This is a genomic window from Janthinobacterium tructae (assembly GCF_006517255.1).
In the GTDB taxonomy this organism is placed as follows: Bacteria; Pseudomonadota; Gammaproteobacteria; order Burkholderiales; family Burkholderiaceae_D; genus Janthinobacterium; species Janthinobacterium tructae.
Map to the genome: position 1 here is coordinate 2,768,225 of NZ_CP041185.1, position 20,676 is coordinate 2,788,900.

The 20,676-nt window shown below is 61.4% G+C and carries 18 protein-coding genes; 7 read left to right on the forward strand and 11 right to left on the reverse strand.

Annotated elements, in window-relative coordinates; genetic code table 11:
• The gene (gene tssG, locus FJQ89_RS12035; RefSeq protein WP_168208445.1) at positions 1–1,029 is read right to left on the reverse strand and encodes a type VI secretion system baseplate subunit TssG; all 1,029 of its coding nucleotides are present in this window, start codon (positions 1,027–1,029) and stop codon (positions 1–3) included.
• Complete coding sequence (gene tssF, locus FJQ89_RS12040) at positions 990–2,831, reverse strand: type VI secretion system baseplate subunit TssF (RefSeq protein WP_141170350.1); 1,842 nt, start codon at positions 2,829–2,831, stop codon at positions 990–992. Before tssF ends, tssG begins: the two co-directional genes overlap by 40 nt.
• A gap of 367 nt (positions 2,832–3,198) precedes the next feature.
• On the opposite strand from tssF, the gene FJQ89_RS12045 reads away from it, so the two are divergent.
• From FJQ89_RS12045 to FJQ89_RS12060, 4 genes are all read left to right on the forward strand, one after another.
• Positions 3,199–5,364, forward strand: coding sequence for a serine/threonine-protein kinase (locus FJQ89_RS12045; protein ID WP_168208446.1), 2,166 nt, complete (start codon positions 3,199–3,201; stop codon positions 5,362–5,364).
• Positions 5,361–5,918, forward strand: a complete 558-nt coding sequence (locus FJQ89_RS12050; RefSeq protein WP_141170352.1) for a hypothetical protein — start codon at positions 5,361–5,363, stop codon at positions 5,916–5,918. Before FJQ89_RS12045 ends, FJQ89_RS12050 begins: the two co-directional genes overlap by 4 nt.
• Positions 5,919–6,160: 242 nt before the next feature.
• Positions 6,161–8,851 carry a DNA mismatch repair protein MutS gene (gene mutS / locus FJQ89_RS12055; protein WP_141170353.1) on the forward strand — a complete coding sequence of 897 codons (2,691 nt, stop codon included), beginning with the start codon at positions 6,161–6,163 and terminating at the stop codon, positions 8,849–8,851.
• 14 nt (positions 8,852–8,865) lie between these two features.
• On the forward strand, positions 8,866–9,897 hold the full coding sequence (locus FJQ89_RS12060; protein ID WP_243136529.1) for a hypothetical protein: 1,032 nt from the start codon (positions 8,866–8,868) through the stop codon (positions 9,895–9,897).
• Positions 9,898–10,082: 185 nt separating this feature from the next.
• Here FJQ89_RS12060 and FJQ89_RS12065 read toward each other — a convergent pair whose 3' ends face one another.
• Positions 10,083–10,628 (reverse strand): FKBP-type peptidyl-prolyl cis-trans isomerase, encoded by a 546-nt coding sequence (locus FJQ89_RS12065; RefSeq protein WP_141170355.1) that lies wholly within the window; start codon positions 10,626–10,628, stop codon positions 10,083–10,085.
• 93 nt (positions 10,629–10,721) lie between these two features.
• On the opposite strand from FJQ89_RS12065, the gene FJQ89_RS12070 reads away from it, so the two are divergent.
• Together FJQ89_RS12070 and FJQ89_RS12075 are read left to right on the forward strand one after the other, a co-directional pair.
• The gene (locus FJQ89_RS12070; RefSeq protein ID WP_099762772.1) at positions 10,722–11,843 is read left to right on the forward strand and encodes a cupin domain-containing protein; all 1,122 of its coding nucleotides are present in this window, start codon (positions 10,722–10,724) and stop codon (positions 11,841–11,843) included.
• A 353-nt stretch (positions 11,844–12,196) separates the two neighbouring features.
• Positions 12,197–12,454 (forward strand): hypothetical protein, encoded by a 258-nt coding sequence (locus tag FJQ89_RS12075; protein WP_081344460.1) that lies wholly within the window; start codon positions 12,197–12,199, stop codon positions 12,452–12,454.
• A gap of 290 nt (positions 12,455–12,744) precedes the next feature.
• On the opposite strand, the gene bamC is transcribed toward FJQ89_RS12075, so the two are convergent.
• The 8 genes from bamC to FJQ89_RS12115 all read right to left on the reverse strand — a co-directional run bounded on the left by bamC (position 12,745) and on the right by FJQ89_RS12115 (position 19,928).
• The gene (gene bamC / locus FJQ89_RS12080; protein ID WP_141170356.1) at positions 12,745–13,938 is read right to left on the reverse strand and encodes an outer membrane protein assembly factor BamC; all 1,194 of its coding nucleotides are present in this window, start codon (positions 13,936–13,938) and stop codon (positions 12,745–12,747) included.
• A gap of 80 nt (positions 13,939–14,018) precedes the next feature.
• Positions 14,019–14,897, reverse strand: a complete 879-nt coding sequence (dapA, locus tag FJQ89_RS12085; protein WP_141170357.1) for a 4-hydroxy-tetrahydrodipicolinate synthase — start codon at positions 14,895–14,897, stop codon at positions 14,019–14,021.
• 84 nt (positions 14,898–14,981) lie between these two features.
• On the reverse strand, positions 14,982–15,554 hold the full coding sequence (locus tag FJQ89_RS12090) for a class I SAM-dependent methyltransferase (protein WP_141170358.1): 573 nt from the start codon (positions 15,552–15,554) through the stop codon (positions 14,982–14,984).
• Positions 15,555–15,597: 43 nt separating this feature from the next.
• Positions 15,598–16,275, reverse strand: coding sequence for a site-2 protease family protein (locus FJQ89_RS12095; protein ID WP_141170359.1), 678 nt, complete (start codon positions 16,273–16,275; stop codon positions 15,598–15,600).
• A 93-nt stretch (positions 16,276–16,368) separates the two neighbouring features.
• On the reverse strand, positions 16,369–16,992 hold the full coding sequence (locus tag FJQ89_RS12100; protein WP_141170360.1) for an L-threonylcarbamoyladenylate synthase: 624 nt from the start codon (positions 16,990–16,992) through the stop codon (positions 16,369–16,371).
• 36 nt (positions 16,993–17,028) lie between these two features.
• The gene (gene htpX, locus FJQ89_RS12105) at positions 17,029–17,913 is read right to left on the reverse strand and encodes a protease HtpX (protein ID WP_070303511.1); all 885 of its coding nucleotides are present in this window, start codon (positions 17,911–17,913) and stop codon (positions 17,029–17,031) included.
• A gap of 200 nt (positions 17,914–18,113) precedes the next feature.
• The gene (locus FJQ89_RS12110) at positions 18,114–18,947 is read right to left on the reverse strand and encodes a 3',5'-nucleoside bisphosphate phosphatase (RefSeq protein ID WP_141170361.1); all 834 of its coding nucleotides are present in this window, start codon (positions 18,945–18,947) and stop codon (positions 18,114–18,116) included.
• Between the two features lie 102 nt (positions 18,948–19,049).
• Positions 19,050–19,928, reverse strand: a complete 879-nt coding sequence (locus FJQ89_RS12115) for an alpha/beta fold hydrolase (RefSeq protein ID WP_141170362.1) — start codon at positions 19,926–19,928, stop codon at positions 19,050–19,052.
• Positions 19,929–20,147: 219 nt separating this feature from the next.
• Between FJQ89_RS12115 and FJQ89_RS12120 the strand changes: the two genes are divergently transcribed.
• Positions 20,148–20,672, forward strand: a complete 525-nt coding sequence (locus tag FJQ89_RS12120; protein ID WP_141172763.1) for a gamma carbonic anhydrase family protein — start codon at positions 20,148–20,150, stop codon at positions 20,670–20,672.
• Positions 20,673–20,676 lie beyond the last annotated feature (4 nt).

Below are 20,676 nucleotides of genomic sequence, written 5' to 3' on the forward strand. Positions count from 1 at the left end.
TCAGGCGGAACCATCGAATCGAATGTCGTAATGCATGTCGTCACGCTCACGGGCCGGCAGCTTGTCGGCCAAAAAGGCATCCTCCGCCAGGCAGGCGCCCATGCCCAGGACGCAGGTGCGCACATCTTCCCGGCGCAGCACCAGGCGTATTTCAAAGCTCATGCCAGGCAAGCCAAACAGGCCCAGCATCTGACGCAGGGCCAGCGCACCGGGGCGTCCGGGCAAGAAATCCTCATAGACACGGCGCGCCAGCGGCCCCAGCACCAGGCGCACGCGCAAGTCGGCGCGCCGGCAGCGCTCGCCCAGCATGGTGCCTTGTCCAAGCCGCACGTTGGCGCTAGCCAGCAAGGTGCGCTCCTGCGGCGCGCGCCGGAACCAGGCGCCCACAAAACGCTGTATGCGCACGGGCACGCCGAAATACCCGGCCAGCAGCGCCTGCATCACGTCGGCCGCCACGGGCCGGTGCCGCAGCAAGGCCGCATAATGGGCCAGCACATGCGCTGGCAAGCCATGTTCCTGCCTGGCCACCTCGGCAGGCAGGGCGCCCGCCAGCGCCAGTTGCATGGGCAGGAAATCGCCGCCGTCGGCGTCCATCTGGCATTCGATGCGGTAGCGGGCCCAGGCCTGGTAAAACAAGGCCAGCGCGCGTTGCGAGAGCGTGTCGAGCCAGGCACGGGGACCGCCATCGCCCGTCTGCCGCTCGTGGCGGGCGAGCGTTTCCGTGTAATGCAGCGGCAAGCTGCCATGCACGCCTAAAAAACCCAGCATGGCCGCCTGCACATGCACCTGCGTTTCGCCGTCCGCCTGCGGTTCCAGCCACAGCTGTTCGATTTCGCCCGGCGCAAACGACAGCGATGCGCTGCCATGCAGGCGCAGATAATCCTCAAACACCTGCTCCTGCGAAATGCCCTGCTGCATCAGCCAGGCAGACAGCAGGCGCACCGCCTGAAAGAAGCCGGTGCCGGACGGATCGGCCAGCAGGCGCGCGACTACACCAGTGTCTGGTTTCCATTGCGTGGCAGGCAGCACAGCAACTCCTTTCCAGTCTTCTGCGACAAGACGATCAGGCGGGTAAATGAGGCCAGGTGGACATACAGCCCGAGAAAGCGTTCGATCACCTGGGCAAAGGCATGCAAGCCGCTGCCGACAAAGGCTTCTTCATCGACGGACAGCAAGACGTCGATGCCAAAGACCAGGCTGCCGCCCGCCTCGTCCTGCAGCCAGGTACTCGCGGCGCGCTGGCGCAGTCCCGTCAAGCCCGCGATCTGGCGCGCGGCGCTGGCCGAACCGGGCAAGTTATACAACTCGAGTATTTGCTTAAAGAGCGGCAAGCCCTGTTCATTCAGCGACTGATGGTTCAGGGACAATTGCGCGATCAGCCGCCAATGCGACGCCGCGCCCGCAGGGAAGCGGCACGGCGCGCCGGGTTTGCGCAGCAGGCGCACCGGCAAGGCGCTGGCCACGCCGTCATGGTGCAGGTCGCCCGCGGCATTGCCCAACACCAGGCGGCCTGGCAAATCGCGGTTGCTGCAGGTCAGCATGATGGACACCGTTTGCGTCGCGTCGTGCAGCGGCTGCATGGCGCCGTCGACAAAGGCGATGCGCATGTCGTAGCCGGGATTGCTCAACGCCATGTCTTCGTCGCGCCGCGTCACCCAGTAGCGTCCCTGGCGCCCGCCCGCTTCGCCATGGCGCATCGAATAGAACGGGTGAAACGCATCGAGTGCGCCACCGCTCTGCGTTTCACTGAGCACCTGCACGCTATCGACGCTGTAAATATCGTAGCAATGCGCCTGCCGCACCGATGGCAGCAGCACATGCTCGGCGCTCGCGTGCGTCAAGCGAATGGGATTGGCCGCCTGGCGAAACAGGTTGACGACGGGTGTGCATCCCGTCACCAGATGCCTGGCGGACAGGGGCCGCAAGATGCGCGCGATATCCGCATCGGCCTGCACGTCGGCCAGCAGCAGGTGCACGGTGCAGCGCCGGCAGGCCGGCGGCAACAGCGGGCGCAGCGCGGCCAGGTCCAGGTCGACGAAATTGAATTTATCCGGAAAGGCAAACCATTCGCCCAGCAGGCGGTAAGCGGGATGCGAGGCGGCCATGGCCGGCATCAAGGCATCCTCGCCGGCAAAGCCGACCGGATGCAAGGGCACTGCGTCCAGCGCATGCCATACGCCATCGACTTCCACACAGGTACAACGCGCACGCAGGAACAGGCTGTCGCGCAAGGTGGCGCAAAAGGAAGGCTCGCCGTCGAGGAACAGGCGCAGCGTCGGCAGCGCGAGCCCGTCCAGAGTGGACGTGGCGCCCGTCGCTTCGAGCGTGATGCTGATCGCCGCCCCAAGATCCGGTGGCAGGCGCACTGCGGGCGGCGCCGCCACGATGGACTGGAAACGCACCTCGGACAGGCGCAGCGGCGCCACGGCGACATCGTAGGCGGTGGTGAACTTGCAGGCAACGCTCTGATGCTCCGCTGCATGCATGAGCGTGCCGCGCGGGATCACTGCCAGCTCGCTCACCGCCGCAAGGTCGTTATCGATGCGCGCAATGGCACAGGCAGGAAACGGGCGCAAATAATGGGGGAAATTAACTTCCAGCAAAGTTTCGCTGAAGGTGCCGAAGCCATCGGCCAGCCGCTTCGCCGTGCGCGCATTGAACATGGCAAACGCCTGCAGCATGCGCGCCATGTGCGGATCGTCGGTGGTGCCCAAGTCACTGCCCACGATGCCCAGCGCACCGGCGATGGCCGGATAGCGCCGGGCAAACGCCTGATTGTGCGCATGCAAGGTACCCAGTTCGCGCTCGTAATACTGCAACAACTCATCCATACCTGCTCCCATCGCCTGATCGGCACATGCCGGTACAGCCTCGTCTGCATTATTGAGGAAGCGGGGAATAGGAAAATTGAGTTTGAACAAGATTGCATGCATCAGCAAGGAATGCCATCCCGACGCTGGCACAGCAACTTTTGTTCACTCCTTGCCAATATTAATTGACTTATTCAAAACAATCGTTTTAAATCAGGAAGTTACTCAAAATCAATCATTTTGGGCACTCAAGCATCGCATTGACCCTTTCGATGCTTGACGTCCACGCTGATGCACTCTGAAGCCAAGGTATATGGAACTGCTCGACTCCCTGCGTCAGACCCCGTCGCAAGACGACACGATCAGCGGGCACTATGAAGTGCGCCGCTTGCTGGGCGAAGGCGGTTTCGGCCATGTATTCGAAGCCTGGGATGCCAAGCTGTGCCGCAGCGTGGCGCTCAAGCGGCTGAAACCGCAAGCCGACGTGCTGCATCCGGCAAAACTCATCAATGAAGCGCGCCTGGCTGCCTCGCTCAAGCATGCGGCCTTCGTGCGCATCTTTGCCATCGAGGGCCAGGGCACGGGCCAGTCCATCGTCATGGAACTGGTCGAAGGCCAGACGCTGGGGCAATTCATGCACAGTGGCAAGGCCGACTTGCAAGCCGCGCTCGACATCGCCTACCAGATCGCCGACGCCATGGACGAGGCGCATGCCATGGACCTCGTCCACGGCGACTTGAAACCGTCGAACCTGATGCTGGAGGCGAATGGCAAGGTGCGCATCCTCGACTTCGGCCTGGCGCGCCACATCGACCCGCAAGCGACGCAGACGACCACCCTGTGCGACTTGCAGGGCACGATCGCCTACATGGCGCCCGAGCGCCTGATGGGCCGCCTGCCCGACACGCGCGGCGACGTGTATGCCTTGGGCGCCATGCTGTACGAAATGCTGGCCGGTCAGCGCCACTTCGCCCACCTGAACGGCCTGGCCCTGGCCGCCGCCCACATGCAGGCGACGGAACCGTGGCCCGACCTGCCTGAAACCGTGCCGCCCGCCATCAACGCCCTCGTGCGCGCGATGACGGCGCACAACCCTGCCGAACGGCCACGCACCATGCGCGCTGTGCGCGAGGCAATAGGGGCGCAGCGCGGAGAAGCTGTCACCTTAGCCACGGCCCTTGCTGACGAGACGCCCGCGAAGGAAGAACCGCCCGCCAGCGTCTCCATCCGCCTGCCCCTGCCCCGCAAGCGCACCCTGCAGTGGGGCGCGGGCGTGGCGCTGCTGGCGGTACTGACAGGATGGCAACTGCCCAATATCATTCCTGCCGTCAAGTCGTTCGTCACGGGCGAGAAAGCACCCGCGCCGTATTCGGAAATGGTCAGCATGGCGGCGGGGATGGAAGCATTGCGCTCGTTTGACCAAGAAAGCGCACAGAAACAGGCAGTTGAATATTTCAGTACCGTACTTAAACACAATCCTGAACACGCTGCGGCAAATGCCGGCCTGTCACTGGCTTTCACATTGCACTATTTTGGCAGTGGGCGTGATGAAACTTGGCTGAAACGCGCAGACATTGCCGCAAAACAAGCATTGGCAGCCGACGATCAACTGGCTCTTGCCCATGTGGCACAGGCCTGGGTTCTGGAGTACCAGGGCAAACGTCCGCAAGCGATGCAGGAAGTCACGGCAGCCTTGAACCTTGAACCAAGCAATCTGCTGGGCATGTATGGTAAGGCGCGCCTACTCATCCATGCACAAAAATTTGACCTGGCTCAGGAAGTGCTTGACAAGGCTATCACACTATATCCCCGTAATCGCCCTTTGATTTCTATCCTGGGCAAACTGCACTACAACCTAGGCAATTACACGGAAGCTGAAAAGCACTTTCGGAAAGCCATACAGATAGATCCGCATGTGGCCAATGCCTACGCCCAACTCAGCGGCACACTGGACCGTCTGAATCGCAGTGACGAAGCCCTGCAGGTGCTACAGCAAGGATTACAAGTGCATCCTGACTGGGAACTGTATACCAACCTCGGCAATGCCCTGTTTAACCGGGGCGACTATCTGGGAGCAGTGCAGGCATTTAAGAAAGCCGTTTCAGACAATAAAGGCGGTCCCGGTAACTACCTGTTATGGGCGAACCTGGCGGATGCCCAACGGTGGGTACCCGGACAGGTTGAATCGTCACGCGACTCTTACCGGCGCGCAATTACGCTGATTCAAGTGATGCTACGCCACTCGCCAGACGACCCAAAAATCAATTCTCGGCTGGCGCTGTATTCAGCCTATGCGGGCTCGCAAGACGATGCGCTCAAGCACGTAACACAAGCTGTCCAGCTTGCTCCCACATTGCCAGACATCCAGTTCAGGGCCGCACTAACCTATGAACTGATAGGCAAGCGCAATGAAGCGATGGCGGCGTTGCAACAGGCCCTGGAACGCGGCTACCCCCTCAACCTGATCGAATCCGCTCCCGATCTGTTGACACTACGGCGAGATGTTCGCTATCAGAAATTACTTATTAATATGGAAAGAAATCAGAAAACATGACGTATGAAAAACCTTGGATGAAGTTATCGGTCCATTTTGATGCAGACCAAATCACTAACCAGCTCGACTATGCGTTTACTTCCTGCGACGGCAGCGCTGACCCGCGCCACGGCCCCTACATGGGCGGTGTGCATTTTCAGCAAGGCCAGCACGTCTACCTGGAAGTCAATTGCTGTGGCACAAAGGCGAGTGGTTTTACCTCTTTCCAAATCGTCGATTGCTGCCTCATCAGCGTACCCCAGCTGACCCAAATCGGCCCCGACGTACCCACCCGCTATTCGCTGCCATCTCCCTTTCTGCAAGCGACCGGCGCCACCTATCAGGTGCCCCTGGATTTCGAGTCCCATGTCCTGCCACCAGACCCTGCCCTGCCCGATCTGCGCCGCATCCGCCAGGATTGGAAACACAACCTTGACGTGGGTCAGAGCAAGGGGCGCTGGGAACTCTCGTTCGTACTGACTGTACGCATCATTCGAGGCGAGCAAGACTTGCCGGAATTGCGTGTCTTCAGTTTTGACCCGGAAGCATCAATAGGCGGCACTGTCGATACGTAATCCGTACAGCCACCGACAGACACTTTTCGCCCAACCACTAGTACTACCGGATATCCAAGCCGCGCCACCTCCGCGCGGCTTTTTCACATCCGCACGCAATACGCCGCCCCGCCTGCCGAAAGCGGTAAAATGACGGCCTTGGACTCAAGCATCGCCTGACAGCGCGGCCTTGAACGCACACAGCACCACCCACAGCCCGGCAGGCATGCCTTCCCTGCCGCCGGACCAACGACAAAGAACACATGACCACCGTCCCAAAAGAAATCAACGCCGCCGCGGCAAAGAAGAATTCCGCTGAAAAGCTCACGCCGATGATGCAGCAATATTTAGGCATCAAGGAAAACCACCCGACGATGTTGGTGTTTTATCGCATGGGCGATTTCTACGAGCTGTTTTTCGAGGACGCGGAAAAAGCCTCGCGCCTGCTGGGCATTACCCTGACGGCGCGCGGCGTGGCCAGCGGCAACCCGATTAAAATGTGCGGCGTGCCGTTTCATTCGCTCGATGGCTACCTGGCCAAGCTGGTCAAGCTGGGCGAGTCCGTGGCCATTTGCGAACAGATTGGCGACCCGGCCACCAGCAAGGGCCCTGTCGAGCGCAAGGTCATGCGCGTGGTCACGCCCGGCACCCTGACGGATGCGGACTTGCTGCCAGAGAAAGCCGAGCGTCCGCTGCTGGCCATGTGCAGCATCACGCAGCGCAAGACGGTCACCACGGGCCTGGCCTGGCTGTCGCTGGCCAGCGGTGCGCTGAAACTGATGGAGTTTTCCGGCGACAGCGGCACCGTGGCGGCGCGCTTGCAGCAGGAGCTGGAGCGCATCGTGCCGGCTGAGATCTTGAGCGGCGACAATGGCAACCTGTTCGATGACTATGCGGGCACGCACATCAACCGCGTGCCGGACTGGCATTTCGACGTGGTGGGCGGCCACAAGGCCCTGCTGGACCAATTGGGCGTGGCGACACTCACCGGCTTTGGCGCCGACGGCCTCGGCGCCGCGTTCGGCGCGGCCGGCGCGCTGCTGCGCTATGCGCAATCGACGCAGGGTCGCGGCTTGCAGCACGTGCGCTCTTTGACGACGGAAACGGAAAGCGAATTCATCGGCCTGGACGCGGCCACGCGGCGCAACCTGGAGTTGACGGAAACCATCCGCGGGCAGGAATCGCCTACGCTGTTCTCGCTGCTGGATCATTGCCGCACCGCCATGGGTTCGCGCATGCTGCGCCACTGGCTGCACCATGCGCGGCGCGACCAGAACGTGGCGCGCGCGCGCCATGAAGCGATCGCCGCGCTGGCGCAAAGCGAAGCGGCGGGGCCATTGGCCGCCACGCTGGCGCAAGTGCCCGACATCGAACGCATCACCACGCGCATCGCGCTGCTGTCGGCGCGTCCGCGCGACCTGGCCGCCCTGCGCGACGGCCTGCTGCAACTGCCGGCCCTGCGCGGCGACGTGGTCCGTTGTTATGGTCCCGGCCAGGGTGGAGAAAGCGGTTTGCTGGCCGCCATCCACGCGGCACTGGCGACACCGACCGCCTGCCTGGACTTGCTGGTGCGCGCCGTGGCGCAGGAACCGGCCGCCATGGTGCGCGACGGCGGCGTGTTTGCCACCGGATTTGATGCCGAACTGGACGAACTGCGCGCGTTGTCGGAAAACGCGGGCCAGTTCCTGCTCGACCTGGAAACGCGCGAACGCGCGCGCACGGGCATCGCCAACCTGCGCGTCGAATACAACAAGGTGCACGGCTTCTATATTGAAGTCACGCACGGCCAGACGGACAAGGTGCCGGACGACTACCGCCGCCGCCAGACCCTGAAAAACGCCGAGCGCTACATCACGCCGGAACTCAAGGTGTTCGAAGACAAGGCCCTGTCGGCGCAAGACAAGGCCCTGGTGCGCGAGAAACTGCTGTACGACCTGCTGCTGGCCGAGCTGGCGCCGCATATCGGCACCTTGCAGACCATATCGCAGGGCCTGGCCCAGCTCGACACCCTGAACGCGCTCACCGAACATGCGCAGCAGCACAACTGGGCCGCGCCGCAACTGGTCGACGAGCCGTGCATCAACATCATCGAAGGCCGCCACCCGGTGGTGGAAAAGCAGATCGAACGCTTCATCGCCAACGATTGCCGCCTCGTCAACGAACGCCGGCTGCTGCTGATTACAGGCCCGAACATGGGCGGTAAATCGACCTTCATGCGCCAGGTGGCACTCATCACCCTGCTGGCCTACGTGGGCAGCTATGTGCCGGCCGCGTCCGCCACCATCGGCCCCATCGACCGCATCTTCACGCGCATCGGCGCCACCGACGACCTGGCGGGCGGACGCTCGACCTTCATGGTGGAAATGACGGAATCGGCGGCGATTTTGAACGGCGCCACCGAGCATTCGCTGGTGCTGATGGATGAAGTCGGTCGCGGCACCTCGACCTTCGATGGCCTGGCTTTGGCATGGGCCATCGCGCGCCATCTGATCGACAGCAGCCGCAGTTTCACCCTGTTTGCCACGCACTACTTTGAGCTGACGCAACTGCCGGACAGCCACCCGAGCGCCGCCAACGTGCATTTGTCCGCCGTCGAGCACAAGGACAGCATCGTCTTCCTGCACGCCGTGCAAGCCGGTCCCGCCTCGCAAAGCTACGGCTTGCAGGTGGCGCAGCTGGCCGGCGTGCCGCAGCCCGTGATCAAAGCCGCGCGCAAGCATCTGGCGCGCCTGGAAGCGCAGGCGCTCGATGCCACGCCGCAGCGCGACCTGTTCTCGCTGCCTTCGGCCGATCCGTATGCGCAAGAGGAAGAAGAGGAAGCGGCGCCGCTGGCCGCGCTGAACGCGGCGCAGCAAGCCTTGCTCGACGCCATCGCCGACCTCGATCCCGATGCGCTCACGCCGCGCGACGCGCTGGAGCAGTTGTACCAGTTGAAACGGCTGGCAGCCGCATGACCATACGGCGCAGCATGGCTAGCCTACGCCTGCGCCTGCTGGCTGCCGGCTTGCTGGCCGCCAGCCTGCCATGGCAAGTGGCGCTGGCCGCACCAAGCGACCAAGCCGGCTTCGAGTTTGCAGTGCTGGGCCACTCCTTCAACGCCGGACCGGACGACGGCCCTTTAAAGAAGGCCATCGCGGAAACGAGCGCCTTCAATGCGTCGTTCGTCGTGGCTACCGGCATCAAGGCCGCCAGTGAATCCTGCAGCGACAAGCTGTACAGCCAGCGCAAGGATGTGCTGGACGCCAGCGGGCCGCCGCTGATCGTCTCGCTGTCGGCCAGCGACTGGGCCAACTGCCGCAATTCGCGCGGCAGGGTCAACGCGATCGAGCGCCTGAACCGCTTGCGCGACGTGTATTTTGCCGACGACCAGAGCCTGGGCCAGCGCAAGCTGACCCTGTCGCGGCTGTCATCGACGGCGAAGTTCCGCAGCTATGCGGAAAACGCCCACTGGGAATACGGCGGCGTGCTGTTTGCCACCATCAACCTGCCCGCGAATAACAACCATTTCCTGCCAGAAGCGGGACGCAACAGCGAATTCGAAGACCGACTGGTGGCCAACCGCTCCTGGCTGCAGCGCCTGTTCGCCATGGCGCAGCGCAAGCAACTCGACGGCATCGTGCTGTTTTCCGATGGCGATGTGGGCGTACTGGACGAAGACGACAATTCGCTGCTGCCCAGCTTCAGTTCGAAACAGGACGGCTTTGCCGGACCACGCAAGCAGATCCGTACCCTGGCAAAGAAATTCAGCGGCAAGGTGTTATTGGTCGATACGCAGCGCGCTGGCGATGCGGATGGCAAGGAGGGCAAGAGTAAAAAGGCCGCGGCCAGGGCTGGCGGGCCGAAAATCAGCTGGAAGGGCAACCTGGGCCACGTCAGCATCGACAACGACTGGTCCGCCATCGCCGTACGGCCCGGCAAGACGCCATTCTTTGAGGTGCGTCAACGTGCCACCCGTCCATCGGCGCAAGCGCGGGCCAAGGCGTCGACTGTGCGCAGATAAACGTGCGCCGCAATAGATAAAGGCCGACGCAAAGCCAGCCTTTATCTATCCAACCCACCAGCGTCACGACGCCTGACAAAACCGTAGCGAGCAGCTGCGCGGCGTGGCCGAGAAGCGCAACCGTACTGAAGTACGGTGAGCATCGCCGGCCGCGCCCCGCTGCGCGCAGTAGGTTTGGTCAGGTGTTAGTGGATAGGATGCGTACGGAAGTGATCGCCTTCGTCACCTTCTTCTTCATCATCGCCATGGTCATGGCCATGTGCGCCATGCACGTGGCCATGGGCGATTTCTTCGTCGGTGGCTTCGCGTACGTCAGCGACGGTCAGCGAGAAGCGCAGCGCGATGCCGGCCAGTGGATGGTTGCCGTCCAGCACGACTTTGTCGTCGGCGATATCGGTCACCGTGAAGATCATCGCTTCTTCGTCCGGCGAATCGCTTTCCGGCATGCCTTCGAACTGCATGCCCACTTCCAGCGGCTCAGGCAGGCGATTGCGCGGCTCGACCTTCACCAGGGCTGGATCGTATTCACCGAAAGCATCATCCGGTTCGATCTGGATCGTGTTGGAATAGCCAACTTCCTTGCCGTCGAGCTCTTCTTCGATCTTCGGCAGGGTGTTTTCATAATCACCGTGCAGGTAGACCATCGGCTGACGGCCGTCTTCGATCAGATTGTCTTGCGCGTCTGACAGTTTGTAGTTGACAGTCACGACCGTATTTTTGGCAATCTTCATTATGCTTCCTTTCATTGTATAAGCTGGCAAATTATACCTTCACGCCGCCAACGGCAGGCGCATTCCTGCATTTCCGGTTGTTATAATGGGCGCATGAAAAAATTAACTCTCCTCGGCGATATCACGCCGGCGCAATTCCTGCGCGACTACTGGCATAAAAAGCCCTTGTTAATCCGTCAAGCCGTGCCTGGCTTCAAGGCCCTGTTCGATATCAAGGCCCTGGCCGAGCTGGCCACCCTCGACCACGTCGAATCGCGCCTGGTCAGCCATGTGGACGGCCACTGGAACATGCAGCAAGGTCCGTTGACCAGCCTGCCCTCGCTGAAACAGAAGGAATGGACCCTGCTGGTGCAGGGTGCCAACCTGCACAGCGCCAAGGCCGACGCCCTGCTGCGCCAGTTCCGTTTCCTGCCGGACGCGCGCCTGGACGACCTGATGGTCAGCTTCGCCACCGATGGCGGCGGCGTGGGCCCGCATTTCGATTCCTACGACGTGTTCCTGCTGCAAGGCCAGGGCAAGCGCCACTGGCGCATCGGCGCGCAGAAGGATCTGAGCCTGATCGACGGCTTGCCGCTGAAAATCCTCAGCAACTTCACACCCAACGAAGAATTCACGCTGGAACCGGGCGACATGCTGTACCTGCCGCCCCACTACGCGCACGACGGCGTGGCCATCGGCGATTGCCAGACGTATTCGATCGGCTTCCGCTCACCCACGTTCCAGGAACTGGGCGAAGCTTTCCTGCAATTCATGGCCGACTCGATCGACTTGCCGGGCATCTATAGCGATCCCGACTTGAAAGCCTCGGGCAAGCCGGCGGAAATCCCCCGTGAAATGCTCAGCACCATCACGGAAGAAATCAACAAGGTGCGCTTCACGGAAGAAGACGTGACCATTTTCCTGGGCGAACATCTGTCGGAACCGAAACACAATGTGTTTTTCACGCCGCTGTCCAAGCCGCTGACGGTGGGCCGCTTCGCGGACGCCGCACAGAAAAAAGGCGTCGTGTTGTCGCGCAAGACGCTGATGCTGTATCGTGGCAAGAATGTCTTCATCAATGGCGAATCGTTTGCCATTGGCAAGGCCGATAAAACGGCTCTGGAAACCCTGGCCAACGAACGCGCGCTCGATGGCGCCGCCGTGGCCCAGGCTTCCGATGACGTGATGGATGCCTTATATACCTGGTACCAGGATGGCTGGATCGAACTGGCTTGAATGATCGTGGCGTAGCAAAGTGGTATGACTACAGGTGAAAAGACGGCATCTGCGCTAGCGCAATGAAACATATTATTTTTATATCGTTTTGTCGTGCTTTCGCAAATCGCTTACACTTGCTTGCAATTTGCTTCGGCAAATATTGCGATATCACAAAATAGTTGCGAATTTGCCTCTTGCTCCTATTGCGACGCACCAAAAATCGCTATAATATTCGGTTAGGAAGTTTCCGTTGTCTGGCAGGCACCACCTGGTACGAAAAGCCTTCGAAGACGACCTAACGAGCGATAATTACCGGTAATTATTCATCGCAACAATATTGATTTATTTTTTGAAATAATTAAGGAAAACAAATGAAAAAATCCCTGCTGATCGCCTCCCTGATGGTTGTTGCTCTGGCTGCTTGCAGCAAAAAAGAAGAAGCTCCTGCACCAGCACCAGTAGTTGAAACCCCAGCAGCTGCTCCAGCAGTTGAAGCTGCTCCAGCTGCCGCTGCTGCTGACGCTGCTGCTTCGGCCGCTACCGACGCTGCTGCTGCTGCTTCGGCTGCCGCTTCGGCCGCTAGCGACGCTGCTTCGGCTGCTTCGGCTGCTGCATCGGCTGCTAAGTAATTTAGCACCCTGCACTAGAGAAAGCCGACCTTCGGGTCGGCTTTTTTGTTGGGTAAACGCCCAACCAAACCTACTGCGCGCCGCGCTTTGCGGCCTGCGATGCTCACCGGCTCGGCGCCCCCGTACTAAAGTACGGTTGCGCTTCTTAGCCACAAATCACTGGCGCTCGCTACGGTTTTGTTGGGCGTTGCTGCGTCCAGGTGCATGCACAATAAAAAAGGCTGGCCCCGTTTCCCGGGCCAGCCTTTTTAATGTGCGGCAGGATTTACGACCTGCCGGTATCAGCCTGCTTATTTCAACTGCTCGTTCAGCAAGCCCAGGATCTTCTCGGCCACTGGCGAGACGTCCGCCTGACCTTCGTTGCTGAGGATGCTGACCAGGCTGGTGGAGCCATTGCCGGCCTTGACCAGGACGCGGTAGCGCTGCGCTTCCTTGTCCTTGTCGGAGGACGAGCCCCAGCTGAACAGTTTCGAGAAGAAACCATCTTTCTTGACGACATCCGGATCGACGTAACGCACGAAATACGTGCCTTGCGTGCGGTCGCGGTCTTCCACCGTGAAGCCGACACGGTCCAGGGCCAGGCCGACACGGCGCCAGGCGCGGTCGAAACCTTCATCGACTTCGATGGCGCGCGCCGGCGTGGCGGCTTGGCCCACCAGCTTGGCGTGCTGCGGCTGCACGATGGCGGCGTCGACGGCCGTCTTCGCCTGCGCATCGTCGCTGGCCGCGCCCAGGCGCGTCATCAGCTTGGCCAGGAATTGCGCTTCCAGGCCTGGATCGTTGGGACGCGCGGTCCAGGTGGTGGTTTCCTTGTCGCGGCCCGTAACGACCTCTTCCACGCCACGGTGGCTGATGTAGATCTCGGTCGAACCGTCGGCCAGGCGTTCCACGCGGGTGCGGAACTTGTCTTTCTCGCCCGTCGAATACATCGAATCGAAGGCCTTGCCGATGGTGTTGCGGATAAAGTCCTGCGGCAGCTTGGCGCGGTTTTCGTTCCACTCGGTTTCCATGATGCCAGCCGTCGGCTGGTCGATGGCGACGGTAAAGCCCGAATCTTCCCAGAATTGCTTGAGCTGCGGCCACAGTACTTCAGGCGACTGCTTGACGACCAGCCAGCGCTGATTGCCCGCGCGCTCGACCTTCACGCCACCGGCCGTGACAGGCACGACACCCACCACGCCGTCGGCGCCCACGATGACGGGCGTACCGGCCGTGGCGTTGCGCTGCGCGTTGTAGCCGGAAGCCGTGGCCACGCCATTCTTCGCATCCGGCAGGGAGTAGCGGTTGTCCTGCTGCAATTGCGTCAGGTCAGGCGGCACGTCCAGGGTGCTGGCTTTCTTGACCGACTTGTAGTCGACCTTGTCGCCGCCGACTACCGAACTGATCATGCCACAGCCCGCGAGGCTGGCTGCGACGGCGCCGATGACGATGCCGCGGACGGCGATGGTGGCAGGCGCCGGTTTGGTTTTCTTGCAATTAGTCATGTCGTAACTGGATAAGAAGCTAAGTAGCAGCTGGAATCAGGGAAGGTCCGGACTGGTCAAGCCCGGGCTTGAAGTTCGGCTTAAGACAGGATGCCGGCGTCGCGCAAGGCATCGCGCACGGTGGCATGGCAATTTTCAGCCAGCGGCACCAGTGGCAAGCGTATGCCGGCTGGCATCATGCCCATTTCGGCCAGCGCCCATTTGACGGGCACCGGGTTGGGCTCGACAAACAATTTCTGGTGCAGGGGGAAAACTTTGTTATTGATGGCGATCGCCGTGGCGCGATCGCCCGCCATGGCTGCGACGCACAGTTCGTGCATGGCGCGCGGCGCCACATTGGCCGTCACGGAGATGTTGCCGTGGCCGCCGCAGAACATCAGCGCCATGGCCGTCGGATCATCGCCCGAGTACACGGCGAAGTCCGCTGGCACCAGGCGCAACAGGTCGATGCCACGGCCGATATTGCCGGTCGCATCTTTCACACCGACAATATTCGGGATGGCGGACAGGCGCACGATGGTTTCGTTGCTCATGTCGGCAACGGTGCGGCCAGGCACGTTGTACAGGATGACGGGGATGTCGACGGCTTCGGCGATGGCCTTGAAGTGCTGGTACATGCCTTCCTGGGTAGGACGGTTGTAGTACGGCACCACTTGCAAAACAGCATCGGCGCCCGCTTCTTTCGCATAGCGCGTCAGTTTGATGGCCTCGGCCGTGGAGTTGCCACCGGCGCCGGCGATGATAGGAATGCGTCCCTTGGCATGTTCGACGGTCAACTTGATCAGTTCGCAGTGTTCTTCCACGCTCACTGTTGCCGATTCGCCCGTGGTGCCAACGATGACGATGCTGTCCGTACCCTCGGCAATATGCCAGTCGATCAGCTTGCGCAGACCTGGAAAGTCCAGACTGCCGTCAGCGTGCATCGGGGTGACGATTGCTACAATGCTGCCCTTGATCATAGTAAGTTTATAGCGCCGATAAATAAAACAACGATTGTAGCGGATAGCCCGCGCCTGTGGTGCATTCTGACATAGTATGGCCGCTCAAAACGTCGGCAGCAAGGCTGCCAACCGTGGAAAATCCGGCCGGACGGCACAAATTCGTTGCACCAGAGCAGCTTTTGGCTGTTCCACGCGCCCATCCTCGTACGCTACCACACGCAAGCCGTGCTGCACCGCCCAGGTCAGCATTTCGCCTTCCTTCAGCAGGAATTTAGGATTCGACGGCTTGCCGAACTGTTCATTGCCTTCGGCAAAGGTTTCATACAGCAGCACGCCATCGGGCGCCAGGCTGGCCACCATTGCTTCGAGCAAAGGCCGGTGCAGATAATTGGTGACGACGATGCCGGCAAAGCGGCCAGCCGCGAACGGCCATACGGCACCCGGCGCCTCCAGATCCACCAGCGAGGTGGTGATGCCCGTGCCGGCCGCCTTTTCCAGCATTTCCGGATCGTGGTCGAGCGCGATCACGGGGTGGCCCAGGCTGACCAGGTGGCGCGCATGGCGCCCGGCGCCACAGGCCAGGTCCAGCACTTCACCGCCCGGGATCAGGGGCGCCCAGCGGCGCAGCCAGCCCGAAATCGCTTCAGTTTCTATTGTTGGTTCAGTTACTTGCATCGGTACTTTCATCAGTTAATTGCATGCATCAGCTTGCGCGGCATCAAGTCAAGATGGCCGTCAGGGGCGTGACCAGGGTGACAAAAATTCCTATGACAAATTCGATCGCCGCCAGCAGGGCGCGGTTCAAGATGCCCGTGTACATCAGCAGCACCAGGGCGCCGAAGACATACAGGCTGTAGCGCTCGATGCTGGCGTAAGGACGCGCCAGCTGCATCGGCAGCAAGCCCGTCATGATGCGCCCGCCATCGAGCGGCGGCACGGGAATCAGATTAAAGACAAACATGGCCGCATTCACGCTGACGCCGGCGCCGGCCATCTTGCGGAAAAACATGCCCATTTCCGTTGGCGGCAGGACGCTGAGGACGACAAAGGCGATCATCCAGCCAAAACCCATGACGAAATTGGCGCCAGGACCGGCAAACGCCACCCAGGCCATCTGCTTCTTCGGATTGCGCAGGCGGCTGAAATCGACGGGCACCGGCTTGGCATAGCCAAACGGTACCTGGATCGTGAAATACAGTATCAAGGGCAGCAGTATCGTGCCGAAAGGATCGATATGCCGGATGGGATTGAGGCTCAGCCTGCCCTCATTCGAGGCCGTGGGGTCGCCGAAATAGCGGGCGGCGTAGCCGTGCGCCGCCTCATGCAGGGAAATGGCAAACAGCACCGGCACCAGGTACACCGCAACGGTCTGGACTATCGTATTGAAATCGCTCATGACCGCGATTCTACCAGAGGCGTCCTGGACACTTTCTTACGTTGCCGTTAAAGACAGGTAAATTTCGGCGCCGGGATGGACGCGCGATGCCGCCTACAAGCCCAGCACGGCCGGGTCGCCGCGTCCCACGCGCACCACTTCCGGCTCCGCTCCCGTCAGGTCGATCACGGTGCTGGGGCCATGCGCGCAGACGCCGCCATCGATGATCAGGTCGACCAGCTTTTCCAGCCGTTCGCGGATCGTGTCGGCATCCGTCAGGCTGTCTTCGTCGCCAGGCAGGGTCAGGGTCGCACCCAGCAGGGGCTGGCCCAGTTCTTCCAGCAGGCTTTGCACGATGCGGTGCTGCGGCACGCGCAGGCCGATGGTCTTGCGCGAAGGATGGCTGAGGCGGCGCGGCACTTCCTTGGTCGCCTCCAGGATGAAGGTATAGGCGCCCGGCGTGCCCGCCTTGAGCAGGCGGAACTGGCGGTTGTCCACGCGGGCATACAAGCCCAGTTCGCTCAAGTCGCGGCACAGCAGGGTCAGATGATGCTTTTCATCCACGCCACGGATGCGACGCAGGCGCTCGACGGCGCCCTTGTCGTCGAGCTGGCACACCAGCGCGTAGCAGGAATCCGTGGGCAAGGCGACCACGCCGCCGGACTCGATGATCTGCGCCGCCTGTTTGATCAGGCGCAATTGCGGATTCTCGGGGTGAATCTGGAAAAATTGACTCATGGTCTACGTAGTCTTAGTTATTGGCATTAATTATCATTATTGCACGCCGCGCAGGGCGGCGATGCGTTGCTCGATCGGTGGATGGGTGGCGAACAGCGCGCCCCAGCCGCCATTGCCGCCGCTGATGCCCAGCGCCTGCATCGATTGCGGCAGTTCGCCCGGCGGCACACCACCCAGGCGGGCCAGCGCATGCATCATCGGCGTGGGGCTGCCGAGCAGCTTGGCGGAACCGGCATCGGCGCGAAATTCGCGCTGGCGCGAGAACCAGGCCACGATGATGGAAGCGAGCAAGCCGAAGATGACTTCGCACACCATCACGGTAACAAAGTAACCAATGCCGCGTCCGCCGCCTTCGCGGTTGTTATTTTTCAGCAGCACATTGTCGACAAAGAAACCCACCACTCTGGCCATGAAGACGACAAAGGTATTCACCACGCCCTGGATCAGGGTCAAGGTCACCATGTCGCCGTTGGCGACGTGGGCGATCTCGTGGCCCAGCACGGCTTCGACTTCATCGCGGTTCATGCTCTGCAGCAAGCCGGTCGAGACGGCCACCAGCGCCGAATTTTTGAAGGCGCCCGTGGCAAACGCATTCGCGTCGCCTTCGTACACGGCCACCTCCGGCATGCCGATGCCGGCCCGCTCGGACAAGGCGCGCACGGTATTGACCAGCCACAACTCGGTCGACGAGGTGGGGTTGTCGATGACGCGCGCGCCTGTGCTCCACTTGGCCATCGGTTTGCTGATCAACAGAGAAAAGATCGACCCTGTAAAACCCACCACCAGCGAAAACACCAGCAGGCTGCCCAGGTTCAGGGTGCTGCCGCGCGCCGGATTGCCCACGCCCAACAAGCTGAGGACGAGCGACAGCACCAGCATCACGGCCAGGTTGGTGGCAATAAAAAGGACGATACGTTTCATGGGCGATGGCTCCAGAATGAGAGTAATAGCTAAAAGATAAGCATGCAGTGGCGAATTTCAAGCCCGCGCACATCCTGCACTTAATGCCTAAGAAAATCGTCGCGAGCGGATGTGAATTGTGGCCGAGAAGCGGAGCTGTGCTTTAGCACAGTGAGCATCGCAGGCCGCAAGTCGCGCCGCGCAGTAGATTTTCGACGGCATTAAAACCAGTCGTGCCAGATCGGGGTTACGTTAGCAGGTAAAGGCGGCAGCTTGGCAAAATCCACGCGCGACTCGCCCGGCGCATGGAAATCCGTGCCGCGCGAAGCGAGGAAGCCATAGGCGTTGGCCAGCTGCGCGTATTCGGGATACTGGTCCGGACTGTGGCTGCCCGTGACGACTTCGATGGCCACGCCGCCGAGTTGCTTGAATTCATCGAACAGCACGCCTTGCGCCATGTCGCTGAAGCGGTAGCGGCCCGGATGGGCGATGACGGCCACGCCGCCTGCGCCGCGTATCCAGCCCACCGCCTCGGCCAGCGTGGCCCAGCGGTGCTCGACGTAGCCCGGCTTGCCTTCCGACAGGTATTTCTTGAACACGTCAGGGATGTTCGCGCATTTCCCCGTTTCCACGATGTAGCGGGCAAAGTGCGTGCGCGACATCAGATCCGGATTGCCGACAAATTTCAAGGCCCCTTCATAAGCGTCGGGGATGCCGGCCAGATCCAGCTGGCGGGCGATTTCGCGGCCGCGCGCGTCGCGCCCCGAACGTGTCTGGTGCAAGCCCTGTACCAGACCCGGATTGTTTTCATCGACTTGCAAGCCCACGATGTGCACGGTCTGGCCGGCCCAGGTGATGGAAATTTCCACGCCGGCCACGAAGCGCATGCCCAGGTCCAGCGCGGCCGCGCGCGCGGCGGCGACGCCGGACACTTCATCGTGGTCCGTCAGCGCCCATACATCGACGCCCGCCTTGCGCGCGTACGCAGCCACGGCAGCGGGCGCGAGCACGCCGTCGGAAATATTCGAATGACAATGCAGGTCGACTTTAAGCATGTGAAAACAATACCCTGCACGGGCTCAGCATGGAAGAAGTTTTCATTGTACGCTGCTTGCCCGATAAGGAAGTCGCGTTAGCGACACAGTTGTGCCAGCGCATTACTGCGCCAGGAAAGTTTCCACCAGACGCGCCAGCTCCGCCGGCTGGTCATGGTGCAGCATGTGGCCCGCGTCCGCCATCATCTCGCAGCGCACATCCTTGATGCAGGCCAAACGCCGGTCGATTTCGATGCGCGCCTCTTCCTTCTGCCCCATCCATTGCCACATATTCGTGTCATCGGCTTCCACCCACAGCACCGGTGCCGTGATGCGGCGCCAGCACGCCATCACTTCGTCCACCTGGTACAGGATGGGATTGACCCGCTTGTGCTGCGGGTCGCCCAGGATGTCCCACTCGCCCGCCTCGTTCTGCGCCGACCAGTGCTCGGCCAGGAAAGCGGCGCGCGCGTCCGGCAGGCGCGGATTGGTCTTTTGCAGGCGCTCGGCCACGGCCTGCCGGCTCGGATAGCTGCGCATCGCGGGCGGCTCGCGCAATTCGGCTAGCCACTTGGCGTAGCGGCCCGGCGCCTGCTCCGGCTTGCTCGCCATCATGCCGAAGCCTTCCAGGTTGATGAAACGGCTGATGCGCTCGGGCCGCACACCCGCATACAGGCCGGCCACGTTGGCGCCCATGCTGTGGCCGAGCAGCCTGACGGGGGCATCCGGCGAATAGTGCAGCAGCATGGCGTCCAGGTCGGCCAAGTAGTCGGGGAACCAGTACGTGTCCGATTGCGTGTAATCGCTCAGGCCAAAGCCGCGCCAGTCGGGCGCGATCACGTGCCAGTCACCTTGCAATTCGTCGACGACGAACTGGAACGAGGCGGCCACGTCCATCCAGCCGTGCACCATGAACAGGATGGGCGCGCCTTCGCGGCCCCAGTGGCGCACATGCGTGCGGGCGCCGCGGATGTTGATGAATTCGGAACGGGAAAGTTTCATGGGTTTCATCTGATTGCCTGCCTTGAAAGTGGCGCGGATGGCGCCACATGCTGTGTATGTAGATAAGGTGCGCATAAAAGTACGACCGTTCGATTATTATACCGGATTAGCGCCGGGCGCCAGGACTTGTCCTGCAACAGCGTAAAATAGCGTACGCAGCACAGTAAAACTTCAGCGTCCGGCCATGCCCGGCGCTTCCACCACCGCCACAGGCTAATGATGACACTCTACCAATTGGGCGCCGATGCGCCACAGATTGACGCTTCCGCTTTTGTTGCCGACACGGCCAACGTGATCGGCAAGGTGACCCTGGAAGCGAACACCTCCGTATGGTTCGGCGCGACGCTTCGCGGCGACAATGAACGCATCACCGTGGGCGCCAACAGCAATGTGCAGGAAGGCGCCGTACTGCACACGGACCCGGGCTACCCACTGGACATCGGCCAGAACGTCACCATCGGCCACCAGGCCATGTTGCATGGGTGCACGATTGGCGATGGCGCCCTGATCGGCATCCAGGCCGTGATCCTGAACGGCGCGAAGATCGGCAAAGGGTGTCTGGTCGGCGCGGGCGCCCTGGTCACGGAAGGCAAGGAATTTCCCGACAATATGCTGATCATCGGCTCGCCGGCAAAAGCCGTGCGGCCCCTGACGGAAGACGATATCACCAGGCTACAAGGCAACGCCGTGAACTATGTGCAACGCGGCCAGCTATTTAATACGCAACTCAAGAAGATTGGATAAAAGA